Raw genomic sequence first — 16,519 nt, 5'->3', positions numbered from 1 at the left:
CTGCCTAGCGTGTTCTGGCGGAGCGATACGACTGCGCCCTGGGATCTTGCTCGCCGCAGTGATGTCTGTGGAAGGCGACGGAAGTTTTCCACAGGCTGTGGATGGGCGGGGGATAGTCGGCCGGGTCGTCAAGAGGGCTCGCGCTGGCCGGTAGGGGGCATGGGGTTGAGGCGAGTGGCTGGCGGCGCCTGGAGGGAAGGCATGGCGGCTGCACATGGGGCTGTCAGGACCGACATCCAATGGGCCGCGCGGGAGCCTCAGGCCGAGAGGCAGGCATCGGGTTTGGTTGTTGAGCTGGCGCAGCTTTTCGGCCGCCGTAGGGGCTTTGAGGCGGTGTAGGGGCCTTGGGGCGGATGCGGGAGCTCTGGGCTGTCATGAACGTGGCCTGGAGGGCGGGGCAGTGTCGGCCAGGGGCCCGAACAGCACCCGACCGAGAGGTCAGGGGGCGGCGCACGGAACTGGGAGACGCCGGGCGGCGGTGTCACTGGGTCGCATCTGCCGGCCGTGTCACCGAGCCGCGGGCCGGCGGGCCCGTGTCGCTGGGTCGTGTCACCGGGTCGCGTCGGCCGTGCCGTGTCCGGGGGCGTGTCACTGGGCCGTATCTGCTGGCCGTGTCGCCGGGCCGCGGGTCAGCGAGCCGCGGTTTCCTGGCCGTGCACTGGGTCGCCTCTGCCTGGCCGTGCACTGGGTCCGTCGGCCGGGCCGTGTCCGGGGGCCGTGTCTGCTGGCCGTGTAGCGTCTGCCCCCCGGTCACCGGGCCGTGTCCGGGGGGCGTGTCATTAAGCCGTGTTCGGCGGTCGGGGCGTTCGGCCGTATGGCGCGGATGGGGTGCCCCGAGGCGGCGCCTGGATGGGCGCCACGGGGTGTGCCGGAGGGTGGGGTGGCGGGTGGGGCTGCGGGGGTGGGGTGGGTCGGCGTGTCGTGGGGATTAAATCTGGGTTTCGGGCGGTCCGATTTGTGGGGTTGTCATGCCCGTAAACCTGAGGAAATTTCGCCTGTCAGATCTCAAACCGGCCCGCTGTCAGGGGATTACTGAACGCCCGCACAAATAGCCGCCCCGAGAGCCTTCATATCCGTTCAGTGCCTGCGTAGACTCCCGGCACCGGCCAAGGTGATCCGGCGGAACCGCGGATTCAACCGGAAGCGGCACCCACAACCCGGATGGTGCCGCACCCGCCCGCCGAGAAATCCGCAGCACCGTTCGGGCAGGACGACCGGTCTTGCCGAGGAGAACGATGAGCAGGCACATGCTGGCATTGGCGCCAGCGCCCAATCTGTCCCTGAGCGGTAACAATCTCACCATAGTGATCGTGGTAGCCGCGGTCGCGCTGATCGCGCTAGCCGTCGCCGGCGGCCTCGTACGCGAGGTGCTGTCCGCCGGCCAGGGCACCGAACGCATGCAGAACATCGCGCGAGCCGTGCAGGAAGGCGCGGCTGCCTATCTCACGCGCCAATTCCGCACACTGGCGATCTTCGTGATCGTCATTCCCTTCCTGTTGCTCTTGCTACCGGGCGAAATGGACGTACGCGTCGGTCGCTCGATCTTCTTCGTGGTCGGTGCGGTGTTCTCCGCATTGACCGGATTCATGGGCATGTGGTTGGCGGTGCGCGGAAACGTGCGTGTCGCCGCCGCGGCCAACGAGTCGGGCGAGAAGCGCGCCATGCGCGTCGCCTTCCGCACCGGCGGCGTCGCCGGCATGTTCACCGTCGGCCTCGGGCTGCTCGGTGCGGCCGTGGTCGTCTTCATCTACCAGGGCGAGGCGCCCCACGTTCTCGAAGGCTTCGGGTTCGGGGCGGCGCTGCTGGCGATGTTCATGCGAGTCGGCGGCGGCATCTTCACCAAGGCCGCCGACGTCGGCGCCGACCTGGTGGGCAAGGTCGAGCAGGGCATCCCCGAGGACGACCCGCGCAACGCCGCGACGATCGCCGACAACGTCGGTGACAACGTCGGCGACTGCGCGGGCATGGCGGCCGACCTGTTCGAGTCGTACGCGGTCATGCTGGTCGCCAGCCTCATCCTGGGCAAGGTGGCCTTCGGCGAGCAGGGCCTGATCTTCCCGCTGATCGTGCCCATGATCGGCGTGCTGACGGCGATCATCGGCATCTTCGTCACCGGGCTGCGCGACCGCGACCGCAGCGGCATGGCGGCGATCAACCGCAGCTTCTTCATCTCGGCCGGGATCTCCGCGGTGCTGGTCGCCGCGGCGGCCTTCTGGTATCTGCCCAGCAGCTTCGGCGCCCTGTCGGGCTCGACCGTCACCTCCGACGCCGACCCGCGCCTGATCGCGGTGGGCGCGGTGCTGATCGGCCTGGTCCTGGCCAGCGCCATCCAGCTGCTGACCGGCTACTTCACCGAGACCAACCGCCGTCCGGTGCGCGAGATCGGCGAGAGCTCGGCCACCGGGCCGGCCACCGTCATCCTCGCCGGCATCAGCGTCGGCCTCGAGTCGGCCGTCTACTCGGCGCTGATCATCGGCGGCGCGGTCTACGGGGCGTTCCTGCTCGGGTTCGGGAACGTCACGATTGCGCTGTTCGCGGTGGCCCTGGCCGGCACCGGCCTGCTGACCACGGTCGGCGTCATCGTCTCCATGGACACCTTCGGCCCGGTCTCCGACAACGCCCAGGGCATCGCCGAGATGTCGGGCGACGTCGAGGGCGAGGGCGCGCGGGTGCTCACCAGCCTCGACGCCGTCGGCAACACCACCAAGGCCATCACCAAGGGCATCGCCATCGCCACGGCCGTGCTGGCGGCGACGGCGCTGTTCGGCGCGTTCCGCACGGCGGTGGAGGACCAGCTCTCCAAGGCCGGCCAGGACATCAAGGCCGCACTGGGCGCCTTCTCCACCTTCAGCCTCAGCATCGACCAGCCCAACGTGCTGGTGGGGCTGATCGTCGGCGCCGCGGTGGTGTTCCTGTTCTCCGGCCTGGCGATCTCGGCGGTCGGCCGCGCGGCCATGCGGGTGGTCTTCGAGGTACGCGACCAGTTCCGCAACAAGCCGGGCATCATGGACGGCACCGAGAAGCCCGAGTACGGCCGCGTCGTGGACATCTGCACCCGCGACTCGCTCCGCGAGCTGGCCACGCCCGGCCTGCTGGCGGTGATGACCCCGATCGCGGTCGGGTTCGCGCTCGGCTACGCGCCGCTCGGCGCGTTCCTGGCCGGCGCGATCGCCTGCGGCACCCTGATGGCCGTCTTCCTGGCCAACTCCGGTGGCGCCTGGGACAACGCCAAGAAACTGGTCGAGGACGGGCACCACGGCGGCAAGGGCTCCGAGGCCCACGCCGCCACGGTCATCGGCGACACGGTCGGCGACCCGTTCAAGGACACCGCGGGCCCGGCCATCAACCCGCTGATCAAGGTGATGAACCTGGTGGCGCTGCTGGTCGCGCCGGCCGTCGTCCTGTACGCGGGCAACGCCGCGCTGCGGGTCGGCATCACGGTGGTGGCGGTGGCGGTGGTCGTGGCGGCCATCATCGTCTCCAAGCGCAGGTCGGTGACGAGCCAGCCGGCCAACAACGACCGCGAGCACGAGCCCGTGGCCTCGTAACGACCGATCGACGAGACGCCCGTCCCGGCCAGGGGCGGGCGTCTTCGCATGCGGGCGGGTGGCTGGCGCGGGGACGGCGGGGTGCGGTGGGAAACTGGGCGGGTGGAAGAGGACAACCGGCCCTCGGGCGGGAAGACGCTGGGCCTGATCCTGCTGGCGATGCTGGTCATCCTGGGCGTGATCATCGGGCTCGGGATCTGGGCGTCGAGGGGATGACGTGATGCGGACCCTGATACTGCTCCGCCATGCCAAGGCCGCGCAGGTGCCCGGTCTGGCCGACCGCGAACGTCCGCTGACCGAGCGCGGCGAGCGGGACGCCGCTCGCGCCGGCGACGAGATCAGGGCGGCCGGGCTGAGCCCCGACGCGGTGCTCTGCTCACTGGCGCTGCGGACGAGGCGCACCGCCGAGCTGGCCTTCCCGGGCATGGAGATCAGCTACGAACGTGACATCTACCAGGCATATCCGGAGGAACTGCTCGAACTGCTCCGCAGGACCGACGCGGACCTGGGCACGGTCGTGTTGTGCGGGCACAATCCCGCGGTGCACGAGCTGGCCCTGCAACTGGGCGGCGGCGACTACGGCTTCCGGCCGGGGGCGTTCGCGGTGATCCAGGTGGAGGCGGCGTGGGTAGACCTGTGGCCGGGGGAGGGACGCCTGGTCACGCACTGGGATCCCAAGGAGCACTGACCGGGGACGACGCCTATGCGGGGGGCCGCCAGAGCGCTGCGTGACGGCTTCTCGCTGCCCGCGCGTCCGCCCTGGGGGTACGGGTTGCTGTGCGGGCTCGCGGTGGCCGGGCCGCTGCTGGCCGGGGTGCTGGCGGGCAGGTCCCAGTCAGGGGCGTTCCTGGCACTCGGGGCCTATCTGACGGCGTTCGGGGACACGTACGGGCAGCCGTACGCGGCGCGGGCGCGGTCCATGGCCATCAAGATCGTGCTGATCGCTGGCGGGTGCTGGCTGGGCCTGTACCTGGCGGACCGGCCCTGGTGGGCGGTGCTGGCGCTCGGGGCGGTCGCCGCGGCGGGCGGCAGGTGGCGCACGGTGGGGACGCCGCCCGCGTTCGCCCTGGTCACCGGCTTCTACCTGGCGGTGCCCGCAGGTTTCGGGCCGCCCGAGCTGATGGTGTTCGGCGGCCTCCTGTACGCCGTGCTGGCCCTGGCCCTGTGGCCGTTGCGCCGGTTCGACCCGCTGGCGACGGCGCTGGGCGAGGCCGTCCGCGCCGTGGCCGGCCTGCTCGACGGGCTCGCCGGCGACGACTGGGACGACCGCAGAGAACGCGCGTCCAAGGCCCTGGAGACCGCGGCCACGGCGTCGGCGGCGTTCGAGAGCATGGACGCGGCCGGCCGGTCCGCCGACGCGTACGTCGAGGCGCTGGTCCGGATCTTCCACGAGACGGTGGCGCTGCGCGCCCTGCGCGCGGCGGCCCCGGACGAGCAGGACGGCATCGACGACGTGGCCACGACGCTGGCCGCGGACCTGCGGGAGGCCGCGGACGGGCGGCGGGCCGGGGTGGTGGAGGCGCTGGCCGTCACCGCCGACTACGCCGAACGCCTGGACGCGCGCGAGCCCGGCGGCGACCCGGCGGCGCTGCGCAGCGGCGCGGTGCTCGGGCAGGCCCGGCGCTGCCTGGACCGGATCGCGGTGGGGGTGCGCACGGTCGGCCTCCTGGCCGCCCGGCACGTGCCGCCCGCGGGCCGCGGGCTGCTGCCCGGGCTGTCCGGGCTGCCCGGAACGCCTCCGGCGGGCCGCCGGCTGTTCCCCCGGCTGCCGTGGAAGCCGCCGCCGGGAGGCTCGGGGCCCGAGCACGCCGGGCGGCTGGGGCTCACCGCCGCCGTGGCGATGGCGCTGATGCTGGGGGTGCACGAGCAGTACGGCAAGTGGTTCGTGTTCACCGTGCTGCTGGCGGTGCGGCCCACCTACGGGGACACCGTCGAGCGGGTGGTGCTGCGGGTGGCCGGCACCGTGGCGGGGGCCGCCGGGGCGGCGCTGATCCTGGCGGCGGTGCCGGGGCCGTACACGATCGTGGGGACGGTGCTGGTGTTCGGCACGCTCGGGTTCGCCCTGCGCGAGGTGAGCTACGGCTACTGGTCGGTCTTCGCGACGCCGCTGGCCATGATGCTCACCGACTTCTCGACCCGGCTCGACTGGGAGGCGGCGGGGATCAGGCTGGCGCTCACCGCGGGCGGCGGCGTGCTGGCGCTGGCGGCGGCCCGGCTGCTGTGGCCGCGCGGCCAGTCGGGACGGCTGCGCGGCCTGGCCGCCGAGCTGCTGCGCGAGCACGCCCACCTCGTCCGCGCGCTGGCCGAGGGCGACCTGGACCGGCTGCCCGACCGTACGGAGTCGGCAGGGACCGCGGCCGACCGGCTGCGCGAGTCGCTGGACAAGCTGGACAAGGAGCCGGGCGGCCGGGCGCCGGCCGAGCTGCGGGCCGCGCTGACGCTGGCCAGGAAGCTGAGGGACGACGCGATCCTGCTCGGCGCCGTGCTGCGCGGGGCCGAGCCCGGTTCGGACGCCACCGCCGGCGTGCTCGACGCGGTGGCCGACCGGCTGGACGCCGTGGGGCAGGCCGTACGGGAGCGCGAGCCGCCGCCCGCCGCCGACGCGTTCGAGTCGCAGCTCGACGAGGTGGCGCGGGAGGTCAGCTCGCTGATGGAGGAGGCGGCGGCGGGGGAGGGCACGGCCGTGCGCAGGCGGCTGCGGCACGCGGTGACCGCCCATCCGGCGCTCAGGTCGCTCTGCAAGGACGCGCTCGACCTGGCCGCCGAGGTCACCGCCCGGTTCAGGACGTGAGTACGCCGTCCTCGGCGTCGGCGGCCTCGACCTCGTCCCTGGAGATGCCGAGGAGGTAGAGGATCGAGTCGAGGTAGGGCGTGTTGACCGCGGTGTCGGCCGCCTGCCGGACGACAGGCTTGGCGTTGAAGGCGATGCCCAGCCCGGCCGCGGCGATCATGTCGAGGTCGTTGGCGCCGTCGCCGATGGCCACCGTCTGGGAGATGGGCAGCCTGGCCTCTTTGGCGAACCGCTCCAGCGCGCGCGCCTTGCCCGGCCGGTCGACGATCTCGCCGATGACCCGCCCGGTGAGCTTCCCGTCGATGACCTCCAGGACGTTCGCCGCCGAGTAGTCGATGCCCAGCTCCTCGACCAGGGCGTCGGTGATCTGGGTGAAGCCGCCGCTGACGATGGCGAAGCGGTAGTCGAGGCGCTTGAGCGTACGGACGAGGGTGCGGGCGCCCGGGGTGAGCACGACCTCCTGGCGCACCTGCTCGAACACCTCGGCCGGCAGCCCTTCGAGCAGCGCGACCCGGCGGCGCAGCGACTCGGCGAAGTCGAGCTCGCCGCGCATGGCCTGCTCGGTGACCCGGGCGACCTCGTCGAGGCAGCCGGCGTGCGCGGCCAGCAGCTCGATGACCTCGCCCTGGATGAGGGTGGAGTCGACGTCCATGACGATGAGCCGCTTGGCCCGGCGGGACAGGCCGGTGCGCTGGACGGCGACGTCGACCTCCTGGGCGGCGGCCTCGGCGGCCAGCTCGACGCGCAGGGCGGTCGGGTTGGCGCCGGACACCGACAGCTCGATGCAGGTGACGGGCCACTGGGCGAGGCGTTCGATGCGGTCGATGTTGGCGCCGGCGGCGGCGATGCGGCCGGCGATGCCCGCGATGGCGGCGGGCTGGAGGGTGGCGCCCAGCACGCTGACCGACAGGCGGCCGCGGCGGCGCTGTTCCTTGGCCTGGGAGCCGGTGGAGAGCTCGACCTCCATGCCGAGGTCTTCGGCCACCCGTTCGACGGCGGTCCACATCGCGCCGAGGGTGGTGCCCGTGCCGGTGGACGGGCCGCCGGCGTACGCGACGAGCACGCCGAGCGTGAGCCTGCCGCGGATGACGACCTGTTCGATGTCCGCGACCGTCACCGGGAACCCGGACAGCACGGAGAAGAGCCTGGAGGTGACACCGGGCCGGTCGGGGCCGGTCAGGGTGATCAGGAGGGTGCGCTGGTCCACATCCAGCCACGGTACTGCGCCCGGTCCGGTGCCCGCGCAGCAGGCTCGCCATTCGGACACGGGCGCAGCGTGACTAGCGGACGATCCTGGTCTTGGCGGTCTTGGCGTAGCCGTGCACGGGGACGCCGACGCGCTCCAGCTCCTCCTCGGCCAGCGCCCACGTGCCCTTCTCCTGGTCCCACATGCCCTGCTGGACGTCGTAGGAGACCACGCCGAGGGTCGCCTTCTGCGTGCCCGTGGCGTTCTTCTTCAGCTTCGCGTAGAAGTCGAGGCGGACCCAGTCCTTCTTCTCCAGGACGTAGGGGACGCTGCAGTACAGGGCGCGGCCGTCGAGGCTGCAGACGGTGCCCTTCGGAGCGTCGTAGCGGACCCTGCGCAGGTCCACGCCCTTCGGGAACTGGCCGCCCACGAACCAGGCGTCGGCCGAGAACGGGCCGGTGTTGGTGGCCTTGAGGCTGTACCTGATCTGGCCGCCCGCCTTGGCGGTCTTCGACGCCTGCAGCTTGATGTCGAAGACCGCGAACGGGGCGTCGGCGGTCTTGGCGGCGTGGGCGGCGGTGGTCGTCGTGGCGGACGCGGGCACCGCCGGGACAATCAGCGCACCGGCCAGCAAAGCCAGCGAGGCGACCTTAGTGAGGGAGTTGCGCATTAACGTCTCCGGAGAGGAAGTGGCACGGGGACGCGCACGAACAAGCCCCCGTAAATGTCGGCTGTTCCTATCACGAGGGCAAAATCCATGTAAAGCTTATTTATCCAGAATCAAGTGCGTGTCGCCAAACTCGTGCCACAGATATCCCTTCCGCAGCGCCTCTTCGTACGCGCGTGCCAGCGCCTTCTCGCCGGCGATCGCCGTCAGCATGAGCAGGTGGCTGGAGCGCGGTTCGTGCAAGCCGGTGATGAGCCCGGTGACCGCCCGTACGCCGGTGGCCGGGGTGACTACGTGGCCGGTCCAGCCGGAGGCGGCGCCGACCTGGCCGTCCGGGCCCACGGCGGTCTCCAGGGCGCGTACGACGGTCGTGCCCGCGGCGACCACCCGGCCGCCGTTCCGCCGGGTCAGGTTGACCAGCCGGGCGGTGGCGGCGGGCACCTCGTACCGCTCGGCGTAGGGCCGCTCGTCCTTCTCGGGCGAGGCCACGCCGGTGTGCAGCGTGACGGGCGCGATCGTCACGCCCCGCGAGACCAGCGCGGTGACCAGCTCGGGAGTGAACGGCCGGGCCGCGCTCGGCATCTCCGCGCTGCCCGGCACGGTGGCGAACACCGTCTGGTAGGCGTCGATGGGCCAGTCGGCCGGCACGTACGAATAGCGGATCGGAGAGCCGTGCTCGCGCAGGTACGGCAGCACGTCCCGGTCCAGCAGCGCCCGCCACAGCCGCGGCGTCTCCCGTTCGATCAGCCGCAGCGTGGCCCGGCCGGGCAGCGGCAGCCACTCGCCCGGCTCGCCGCCCCCGTACGGCTCGGACGCCTTGGCCGTCCTGCGGCGCAGCTCGACCAGCCAGGTGCCGTCCTCGCGGGCGGTCGAGAAGTGCACCGCGAGCCGGTCGAGCCGGACCGCGGCGGGCAGCGTCGCGGAGTTGTTGACCACGATCAGGTCGCCGGGGTCGAGCAGTCCGGGCAGGTCACCGAACCGGTGGTGGGCGGGCTCGGCCTCGCCGCGCGAGACCATCAGGCGCACCGCGTCCCTGGCCAGCCCGCGCGCCTCGGGCGGCTCGTGGGCCGACAGGTCGGCGGGCAGCGCGAAGTCCAGCAGCGCGGTCATTGCAGGCTCACCTTCCCGCCGGCCGGCCGGGACGTGACCAGGTCGCGCAGCGCCGCGGCCACCTTGGCGGGGTCGGTGGCCGACGACGCCTCCGCCACCCCGACGGCGTCGGCGAGCATGCGGGTGTTCATCTCCCCGGGATCGGCCCACCAGACCCGCAGGCCGGGCTCCTCGGCGGCCAGCACGTTCGACAGCTGCTCCAGGGCGGCCTTGGTCGCGCCGTAGCCGCCCCAGCCCTCGTAGGCGCCGGTGGCGGCGTCGGAGGTGATGTTGACGACGGCCCCGCCGGCCGCGCGCAGGGCGGGCAGCGTGGCCTGGATGAGCGCGAGCGGCGCGGTCACGTTCGTCTCCAGCAGGACCCGGAACGCCTCCAGCGGATAGCCCGCCAGCGGCGGCAACGGGGTCACCCCGAGGTCGCTTGCGTTGTTGACCAGGAGGTCCAGCTCGGGCACGGCCTGTCCCAGCCGCGCGACGTGCTCGGGGTCGGTCACGTCGCCGGGGATCGCGGTGGCGCCCAGCTCGTCGGCGACCCGGCGCAGCTCGTCCGCGCCGCGGGCGGTGAGCACGAGGTTCCAGCCCGCCTCCGCCAGGGACCTCGCCAGGGCGAGGCCGAGGCCGCGGGAGGCGCCGGTGATGAGAGCGGTGTTCGTCATGACATCGACGCTAGGATCGGCGCGCCGCGCCGGCATCGGCCGCAGGGCCCGCTCCCGCCTGGGCACATCGTCCTAGGACTCCGCCCCTGGACCGGGACCCTAGAGTGGGTCCGTGAGCTCACCCGACCGAGACGAGATCCTGCAGGCGGTGAGCTCCGCCGTGCTCGCGGTCACCCGCCATCTGTCGGTCCGCGAGGTGCTCCAGGTCATCGTACGGTCGGCGCAGCGCCTCCTCGACGCCCGCTACGCCGCCCTCGGCGTGCCCGACGACGACGGCTCGTTCGCCGAGTTCGTCGCCGAGGGCCTCACCGACAAGCAGTGGGAGGCCATCGGCCCGCTGCCCAGGCAGCACGGCATGCTCGGCGCGATGCTCCGCGAAGGCACCCCGGCCCGGCTGCCCGACCTGCGGGAGGACCCGCGGTTCGAGTGGTGGCCGAAGGCGCACCCGGTGATGAAGGACTTCCTCGGCGTCCCGATCCGCGACGCCGACCAGGTGATCGGCATCATCTTCCTGGCCAACAAGCGCACCCCCGGCGGGTTCACGCAGGAGGACCAGGAGCTGCTGACGCTGTTCGCCGCGCACGCCGCCATCGCGCTCACCAACGCCAGGCTCTACGAGCGCGGGCGCGAGCTGGCCATGCTGGAGGAGCGCAACCGGGTGGCCCGCGAGCTGCACGACGCGGTCACCCAGAAGCTGTTCTCGCTCCGGCTGACCGCCCAGGCCGCCGCCACCATGCTGGACAAGGCCCCCGAGAAGGCGCACGCCGAGCTCGAACGCGTCCAGCGTCTGGCCGGGGAGGCGCTGTCGGAGCTGCGCGCGGTGATCGTCGAGCTGCGCCCGGCCGAGCTCGACCGCCACGGGCTCGCCGAGACGTTGCGCAAGCACGTGCGCATGCTCGACCGGCTCCATCCCGCGCTGGTCACCTTCGAGTGCGACGAGCTGCCGCCGCTCGACTCGGCGGTGGAGGTGGCGGTGCTGCGGGTGGCCCAGGAGGCGCTGCACAACGCGCTCAGGCACTCCGGGGCCTCACGGGTGTCCGTACGCCTGGTCCTCGACGGCGGAGGGCTGGCGCTGACCGTCCACGACGACGGCGACGGCTTCGAGCAGGGGGAGTCGCACGGCCTGGGCCTGGTGTCGATGCGCGACCGGGCGGAGTCGGTCGGCGGTGTCATGACGGTCTCCTCGGCCCCCGGCCAGGGGACCGCCGTACGCGTGGAGGTGGGCGTGTGATCCGGGTGCTGATCGCCGACGATCATCCGGTGGTCCGGCAGGGGCTGCGGACGTTCCTCGACCTCCAGGACGACATCACCGTCGTCGGCGAGGCGGCCGACGGCGCGCAGGCCGTGGAGCTGGTCGGCGAGCTGACGCCCGACGTGCTGCTGCTCGACCTGAAGATGCCGGTGCTCGACGGGCTAGGCGCGCTGGAGCGGCTGGCCGGCTCGGCCACGCGGGTGGTGGTGCTGACGTCCGTGAGCGACCGGTCCGACGTCGGCCCGGCGATGCGGGCGGGGGCCGCGGGCTTCCTCTACAAGGACGTCGATCCGTCCGCGCTGGTCCAGGCCGTGCGCGCGGTGCACCACGGTCAGGTGCTGCTCGCGCCGGAGGCGGCCGAGGCGATGTTGTCCGCCCCGGCGCCCGCGGCCGCCGTGCCGGGGCCGGCGCCGCTGACCGAGCGCGAGCGCGAGGTGCTCGCCCTGATCGCGGCCGGGCGGTCCAACAGGGAGATCGCGCGGAGCCTCGCCGTCGCGGAGAAGACGGTCAAGACCCATGTGTCGAACGTGCTGATGAAGCTGGGCGTCCAGGACCGGACCCAGGCCGCGCTGTACGCCGTCCGGCACGGCCTGGCCTGACTCTCGGCCGGTCGGGGCCCGCAAGCCGCCTACGAGTGGCGTACCGGCTCGAAGATGGCGTGATGGGCGGCCACCAGGGCGCGGCGGACGGCCCGGTCGAGCTCCCGCAGGGCCGCGGCCCTGGCCGCGACCTGGGTCGAGGTGAGCCCGCGGTCGTCGGCCAGGACGAGTACGGCGGCCAGCCGGGTGGCCAGCGTGGAGACGCGGTGGGCGCGGGCCGGGTAGCCGGGGGCCAGCTCGCCGCCGCGCTGCGACCGGTCGGGGCGGGCCTGGGCCGGGCCGTCGACGCCGGTCAGCGCCTCGGTGGCGGCGCGCATGGCCGACGACAGCTCGTGCTCGGCCTCGGCCAGCGACGGCAGGTCCTGGCGTACGGGCCCGGCGTCGTGCACCTCCAGGCGGGTCCCCACGTACGAGGAGCCGCGCCGGTCGGGGACGGGCACCAGGCCGAGCCGCCGGTCGCGCAGCACGGCGACCGCGGCCTGCCCGGCCTCGACGGCGGAGGAGTTGAACGTCGCCGGCCCGGACAGCCCCAGCGGGTCGCCGGGCGCGGGAAGGGCGAGCCGGAACTCGTGCAGACCGTCGGACCGCAGGTTTGCGAGGTATTTACGCAGCGGCACGTCACCGGCGACGACGGGCCCCGCGACGGCTTCCACGTGGTCAGCCGCCTCGTCGAGGCCGACGTGACCGGAGAGCCACGCGTTGCCCCAGGCGACGAGCGAGGGACAGACAGGTGATTCAGGGTGCACCGATCCACGATAAGCGCTCGCCCTGCAATAGGTTTGTCCCCAGGGTGACTCCAAAGGTCTCCAGGGTGACTCCAAAGGAGGGAACGGGGATGGGTGGTCAGGTGCTGCGGCTCCAGGACGTCGCCGTCAGGCGCGACGGAGCGGCCCTGCTGCGCGGCATCGACTGGACGGTCAACGAGGACGAGCGCTGGGTCGTCATCGGTCCCAACGGCGCGGGCAAGACCACGTTGTTGCAGGTCGCCGCGACGTTGCTCTATCCGACCGAGGGCGTGGTCGAGGTGCTGGGGGAGCGGCTGGGGCAGACCGACGTGTTCGACCTGCGGCCGCGCATCGGGCTGGCGAGCGCCGCGCTGGCCGAGCGCATCCCGCCGGAGGAGAAGGTCATCGACCTCGTCCTGACCGCCTCGTACGCCATCATGGGCCGCTGGACGGAGGAGTACGACTCCAACGACGTGACCAGGGCCGTCGAGCTGATCGACATGATGGGCGCGGCCCACCTGATCAGGCGGCGGTTCGGCACGCTGTCCGAGGGCGAGCGCAAGCGGGTGCAGATCGCCCGCGCGCTCATGCCCGACCCCGAGATGCTCCTGCTCGACGAGCCGGCCGCCGGCCTCGACCTGGGTGGCAGGGAAGATTTGGTGCGCCGGCTGTCGGCGCTGGCCGGCGACTACCGCTCGCCGACGCTGGTGCTGGTGACGCATCACGTCGAGGAGGTGCCGAGCGGGTTCACGCACGGCCTGCTGCTGCGGCACGGGTCCGTGGTGGCGCAGGGGCCGCTCGACCACGTGATGACGGCCGACAACCTGTCCCGTACGTTCGGGGTGCCGCTGACGCTCGACCGGAGTGCCGAGGGCCGCTGGTACGCCAGGGCACACTGACCTCACTGGATCACCATTTATGCGGATATCGGTCGCCTAAAGGTGAAACGAAATATCATGCACCGAGTCGGTCCCCTCGACTCCGGAGCTTCGCCATGTCGACCGAGCAGCTCATCGTCGCCCTCGTCGTGGTCGCGGCGATGGGTTTCGTGGTGGCCCGCAGCATCCGCATCATCCCGCAGGCCACGGCCGCCATCATCGAACGGCTGGGCCGCTACCACCGCACGCTGACGCCCGGGCTCAACATGGTGGTCCCGTTCGTCGACCGCATCAAAGACCTGATCGACCTGCGGGAACAGGTGGTCTCGTTCCCGCCGCAGCCGGTGATCACGTCCGACAACCTGGTGGTGTCGATCGACACGGTCATCTACTTCCAGGTCACCAACCCCAAGGCGGCCACGTACGAGATCGCGAACTTCCTGATCGGCGTCGAGCAGCTGACCGTCACCACGCTGCGCAACGTGGTCGGCGGCATGGACCTGGAACGCACGCTGACCTCGCGCGAGGAGATCAACACCGAGCTGCGCGGCAGCCTCGACGAGGCCACCGGCAAGTGGGGCATCCGGGTCAACAGGGTCGAGCTGAAGGCCATCGACCCGCCCGTCTCCATCCAGGACTCGATGGAGAAGCAGATGCGCGCCGACCGGGACAAGCGCGCCGCCGTGCTCGCCGCCGAGGGGCAGCGCCAGGCGGCGATCCTGGCCGCCGAGGGTGACAAGCAGGCGGCCGTGCTGCGCGCCAGGGGCGAGGCGGAGGCCGCCGTGCTGCGGGCCCGGGCGGACGCCGAGGCCCAGGCCATGCGCGCCAAGGGCCAGGCGGACGCGATCGGCATGGTGTTCAAGGCCATCCACGACGGGAAGCCCGACCAGGGACTTCTGGCCTACCAGTACCTCCAGACCCTGCCCGAGATCGCCAAGGGCGACGCCAACAAGGTCTGGATCGTGCCCTCGGAGATGGGCAAGGTGCTGGAAGGGCTGGGCGGGCTGTTCGCCCCGCCCGCCCCGAAGAACCCGGAAGGATAACTCAAACACATGTACGGATAAATACCGGACTAAGTGGGTATAAATCAGTACATGAAGGGTGATCGGGTGGAGATCGTCATCGACGCGGGCGGCTCCCCGCGAACCTACGAGGTCACGGCCACCCGCGCGGGCCGGCGCGTCGAGGTGGCCAACCGGCGCGGGCTGGTGGAGGTGAGCGAGGTCACCCGGAGCGGCACGCCGGTACGCACGGCCCGCTTCATGTCCAGCCGGATCCTCGCCCTCGTGGAGCATCCGGCCGACGAAGCCGCCGGGGACGACTAGCGGAAGTCCGCCACGTGGTCCTCGGCCCACTGGCGGAAGGTCAGCGCGGGCCGGCCGAGCAGCCGCTCCACCGTGTCGGTCACCCGCTCCGGGTTGTGCACCGCAGCCCCCCAGCCCTTCAGCGCGCTCTCCACGAACCCGGGATCGCCCCAGGCGGCCGTCAGGTGCCGGCGGGCCTCGTCCAGCGGCTGCTCCTCCCAGCGCACCTCGTGCCCGGCCACCTCGCCGATGATCCGCACCTGCTCGGCCTGGGTGAGCTGTTCGGGGCCGGAGAGCACGTACTTGCCGCCTGTGTGGCCGGCCGAGGTGAGCACGTGCGCGGCCACCGCGGCGATGTCCTTCTCGTGGATCAGTGCCCTGACCGCCTGCCCGAACGGCCAGCGCACGACCCCCTGCCGGATCTGGCCGGCCCAGCCCAGCGTGTTGGCGGCGAAGCCGCCGGGCCGCAGGAACGTCCAGGCCAGCTCGGAGTGCCGGATCAGCCGCTCGACGCTCTGGTGGAACAGCGTCGGCTCCTCGCCGTCGGCCAGGTCCTCGACGTCGGCGGACAGGTAGACCACGCGGCGGGCGTGCCTGGCGATGGCCGTCACCGCGTCCGCGGTCGCCGCCTCGGAGTAGCCGGGCCACAGCAGGAAGACGCTCTCGACGTCGCGCAGCGCCGGTTCAAGGGTCTCGGGCACGGTCAGGTCGCCGCGCACCGCCTCCACGCCCTCGGGGAGCCGGGCCTTGTCAGGGTTCCTGACCAGCGCCCGTACATCCAGGCCCGCCTCCGCGAGCTGGGAGACCACATGTTTGCCCACATTGCCGGTCGCGCCGGTCACCAGAATTTTGCTCATGGCCCCGACGGTAGGACCTCAAGTTAAGTTCAGGTCAACCCCGGCCGTACCTGGATCGTGCCGTCGCGGCGGATGCGGGTCTCGAACATGGGCGCGGGCGCGGTCGCGGGACCGTGTTTCACCGAGCCGTCCGTCAGCCGGAACGTGCTGCTGTGCCACGGGCAGACCACGCACGCCTCGCCGTCCTCCATGACCAGCCGGCCCTGGTGCAGCGGACCGGCCAGGTGCGGGCAGCGGTCGGCCAGCACGGTCACCCCGTCGCCCTGGCGCAGCACGAAGAGCTGGATGTAGCCGAGCCGGCGCGCGACCGGTCTGCCGTCGGGCAGGTCCTTGAGCGGGCACAGGTCGTGCCAGCCCAGCGGTACGAGATGGGTGACCTGCGGCGCGTGGTTGGCCCCCGCGGCCTGGCGGTAGGCCATGTGGCCGCCGAGGTAGCCGCCCAGCCCGCCCAGCCCGAGCCCCGCGTACGACAACATCCGCCCGGCCCGCTCGGCGCCGCGCAGCCGGGCCACCAGCGAGGCCGACATCAGGCCGAGGGCGGCCATGTTGGCGGCCATGTGCACGAAGCCCACGCGCTGCTGCTCGCGGTGGAGCGAGGACCAGTCGGTCAGCCCGGCCGCCGCCGTGGGCAGCGCGTTGCCGATGCCCGTGGCCAGGAGCAGCCTGCTCGCCCTGGGGTCGGCGTGGGCCAGGTCGAGCACGGCGGCCGACAGCCAGCAGCCGAGGGTGACCGTGGCCAGCGGCGGGTGCAGCGGTTTCCCCGTGGGCACGCCGTGCAGCAGGTCGCGCAGAGTGCCCTGACGCAGGCGCTCGCGTACGACCTTGGCCAGCCCCCGGATCGGTTTGTCCATCGCCTTCGACTTCTCGAGTCGATCGGCGAGGTCAACCGGACCGACGAAACCCCGCAATTGCCGACGTCCCGCTCGCACTGTCTCTTTCACGACAAGTC

15 protein-coding genes are annotated in these 16,519 nt (G+C 72.3%); 8 read left to right on the top strand and 7 right to left on the bottom strand.

Translation table 11 applies throughout. The annotated features are described in order from the left end of the window. Positions 1-1,235: 1,235 nt before the first annotated feature. The 3 genes from ACNF49_RS02945 (at position 1,236) to ACNF49_RS02935 (ending at position 6,339) form a co-directional block, all read left to right on the top strand. Positions 1,236-3,548 carry a sodium-translocating pyrophosphatase gene (locus tag ACNF49_RS02945; RefSeq protein WP_482942720.1) on the top strand — a complete coding sequence of 771 codons (2,313 nt, stop codon included), beginning with the start codon at positions 1,236-1,238 and terminating at the stop codon, positions 3,546-3,548. Between the two features lie 220 nt (positions 3,549-3,768). Further along, the gene (locus ACNF49_RS02940) at positions 3,769-4,236 is read left to right on the top strand and encodes a SixA phosphatase family protein (RefSeq protein WP_482942719.1); all 468 of its coding nucleotides are present in this window, start codon (positions 3,769-3,771) and stop codon (positions 4,234-4,236) included. A gap of 15 nt (positions 4,237-4,251) precedes the next feature. Further along, positions 4,252-6,339 (top strand): FUSC family protein, encoded by a 2,088-nt coding sequence (locus tag ACNF49_RS02935; protein ID WP_482942718.1) that lies wholly within the window; start codon positions 4,252-4,254, stop codon positions 6,337-6,339. Here the strand turns inward: ACNF49_RS02935 and serB are convergent. The 4 genes from serB to ACNF49_RS02915 all read right to left on the bottom strand — a co-directional run bounded on the left by serB (position 6,329) and on the right by ACNF49_RS02915 (position 9,955). Next, positions 6,329-7,546: a phosphoserine phosphatase SerB gene (gene serB / locus ACNF49_RS02930; RefSeq protein ID WP_482942717.1), complete on the bottom strand. Its 1,218-nt coding sequence runs from the start codon at positions 7,544-7,546 to the stop codon at positions 6,329-6,331. The genes ACNF49_RS02935 and serB overlap by 11 nt on opposite strands. Positions 7,547-7,619: 73 nt before the next feature. Beyond that, on the bottom strand, positions 7,620-8,195 hold the full coding sequence (locus ACNF49_RS02925) for a hypothetical protein (RefSeq protein ID WP_482942716.1): 576 nt from the start codon (positions 8,193-8,195) through the stop codon (positions 7,620-7,622). A gap of 96 nt (positions 8,196-8,291) precedes the next feature. Then, positions 8,292-9,302: an S-adenosylmethionine:tRNA ribosyltransferase-isomerase gene (locus ACNF49_RS02920; protein ID WP_482942715.1), complete on the bottom strand. Its 1,011-nt coding sequence runs from the start codon at positions 9,300-9,302 to the stop codon at positions 8,292-8,294. Continuing rightward, on the bottom strand, positions 9,299-9,955 hold the full coding sequence (locus ACNF49_RS02915) for an SDR family NAD(P)-dependent oxidoreductase (protein ID WP_357966201.1): 657 nt from the start codon (positions 9,953-9,955) through the stop codon (positions 9,299-9,301). The genes ACNF49_RS02920 and ACNF49_RS02915 overlap by 4 nt, the downstream gene beginning before the upstream one ends. Before the next feature lie 112 nt (positions 9,956-10,067). On the opposite strand from ACNF49_RS02915, the gene ACNF49_RS02910 reads away from it, so the two are divergent. Together ACNF49_RS02910 and ACNF49_RS02905 are read left to right on the top strand one after the other, a co-directional pair. Continuing rightward, positions 10,068-11,186, top strand: coding sequence for a GAF domain-containing sensor histidine kinase (locus tag ACNF49_RS02910; protein ID WP_482942714.1), 1,119 nt, complete (start codon positions 10,068-10,070; stop codon positions 11,184-11,186). Further along, a complete protein-coding gene (locus ACNF49_RS02905) occupies positions 11,183-11,806 on the top strand; it encodes a response regulator (RefSeq protein ID WP_482942713.1) in 624 nt (207 codons plus the stop codon). Before ACNF49_RS02910 ends, ACNF49_RS02905 begins: the two co-directional genes overlap by 4 nt. A 29-nt stretch (positions 11,807-11,835) precedes the next feature. Here the strand turns inward: ACNF49_RS02905 and ACNF49_RS02900 are convergent, their stop codons facing one another. Continuing rightward, entirely contained in the window at positions 11,836-12,552 is a 717-nt protein-coding gene (locus ACNF49_RS02900; RefSeq protein ID WP_357966208.1) for an Rv1486c family protein, read from the bottom strand. 89 nt (positions 12,553-12,641) lie between these two features. On the opposite strand from ACNF49_RS02900, the gene ACNF49_RS02895 reads away from it, so the two are divergent. The 3 genes from ACNF49_RS02895 (at position 12,642) to ACNF49_RS02885 (ending at position 14,734) form a co-directional block, all read left to right on the top strand. Beyond that, a complete protein-coding gene (locus tag ACNF49_RS02895) occupies positions 12,642-13,430 on the top strand; it encodes an ABC transporter ATP-binding protein (RefSeq protein WP_352319106.1) in 789 nt (262 codons plus the stop codon). A gap of 95 nt (positions 13,431-13,525) precedes the next feature. Next, a complete protein-coding gene (locus tag ACNF49_RS02890) occupies positions 13,526-14,452 on the top strand; it encodes an SPFH domain-containing protein (protein ID WP_482942712.1) in 927 nt (308 codons plus the stop codon). A gap of 51 nt (positions 14,453-14,503) precedes the next feature. Then, positions 14,504-14,734: a DUF8836 family protein gene (locus ACNF49_RS02885; RefSeq protein WP_352319104.1), complete on the top strand. Its 231-nt coding sequence runs from the start codon at positions 14,504-14,506 to the stop codon at positions 14,732-14,734. On the opposite strand, the gene ACNF49_RS02880 is transcribed toward ACNF49_RS02885, so the two are convergent. Both ACNF49_RS02880 and ACNF49_RS02875 read right to left on the bottom strand, forming a co-directional pair. Then, positions 14,731-15,570, bottom strand: coding sequence for an NAD(P)H-binding protein (locus ACNF49_RS02880; protein ID WP_482942711.1), 840 nt, complete (start codon positions 15,568-15,570; stop codon positions 14,731-14,733). The genes ACNF49_RS02885 and ACNF49_RS02880 overlap by 4 nt on opposite strands. A gap of 29 nt (positions 15,571-15,599) precedes the next feature. Continuing rightward, positions 15,600-16,421 (bottom strand): Rieske (2Fe-2S) protein, encoded by an 822-nt coding sequence (locus ACNF49_RS02875; RefSeq protein WP_358009679.1) that lies wholly within the window; start codon positions 16,419-16,421, stop codon positions 15,600-15,602. Positions 16,422-16,519: the final 98 nt, after the last annotated feature.

The sequence above is a fragment of the Actinomadura sp. ATCC 39365 genome, from assembly GCF_054392275.1.
This window is presented reverse-complemented; position numbering and strand designations above follow the sequence as displayed.

Coding starts and splice junctions, on each gene's coding strand:
- ACNF49_RS02945 (WP_482942720.1), top strand. CDS start 1,236: ATGAGCAGGCACATGCTGGCATTGGCGCCAGCGCCCAATCTGTCCCTG.
- ACNF49_RS02940 (WP_482942719.1), top strand. CDS start 3,769: ATGCGGACCCTGATACTGCTCCGCCATGCCAAGGCCGCGCAGGTGCCC.
- ACNF49_RS02935 (WP_482942718.1), top strand. CDS start 4,252: ATGCGGGGGGCCGCCAGAGCGCTGCGTGACGGCTTCTCGCTGCCCGCG.
- ACNF49_RS02925 (WP_482942716.1), bottom strand. CDS start 8,195: ATGCGCAACTCCCTCACTAAGGTCGCCTCGCTGGCTTTGCTGGCCGGT.
- ACNF49_RS02920 (WP_482942715.1), bottom strand. CDS start 9,302: ATGACCGCGCTGCTGGACTTCGCGCTGCCCGCCGACCTGTCGGCCCAC.
- ACNF49_RS02915 (WP_357966201.1), bottom strand. CDS start 9,955: ATGACGAACACCGCTCTCATCACCGGCGCCTCCCGCGGCCTCGGCCTC.
- ACNF49_RS02895 (WP_352319106.1), top strand. CDS start 12,642: ATGGGTGGTCAGGTGCTGCGGCTCCAGGACGTCGCCGTCAGGCGCGAC.
- ACNF49_RS02890 (WP_482942712.1), top strand. CDS start 13,526: ATGTCGACCGAGCAGCTCATCGTCGCCCTCGTCGTGGTCGCGGCGATG.
- ACNF49_RS02885 (WP_352319104.1), top strand. CDS start 14,504: ATGAAGGGTGATCGGGTGGAGATCGTCATCGACGCGGGCGGCTCCCCG.
- ACNF49_RS02880 (WP_482942711.1), bottom strand. CDS start 15,570: ATGAGCAAAATTCTGGTGACCGGCGCGACCGGCAATGTGGGCAAACAT.
- ACNF49_RS02875 (WP_358009679.1), bottom strand. CDS start 16,421: ATGGACAAACCGATCCGGGGGCTGGCCAAGGTCGTACGCGAGCGCCTG.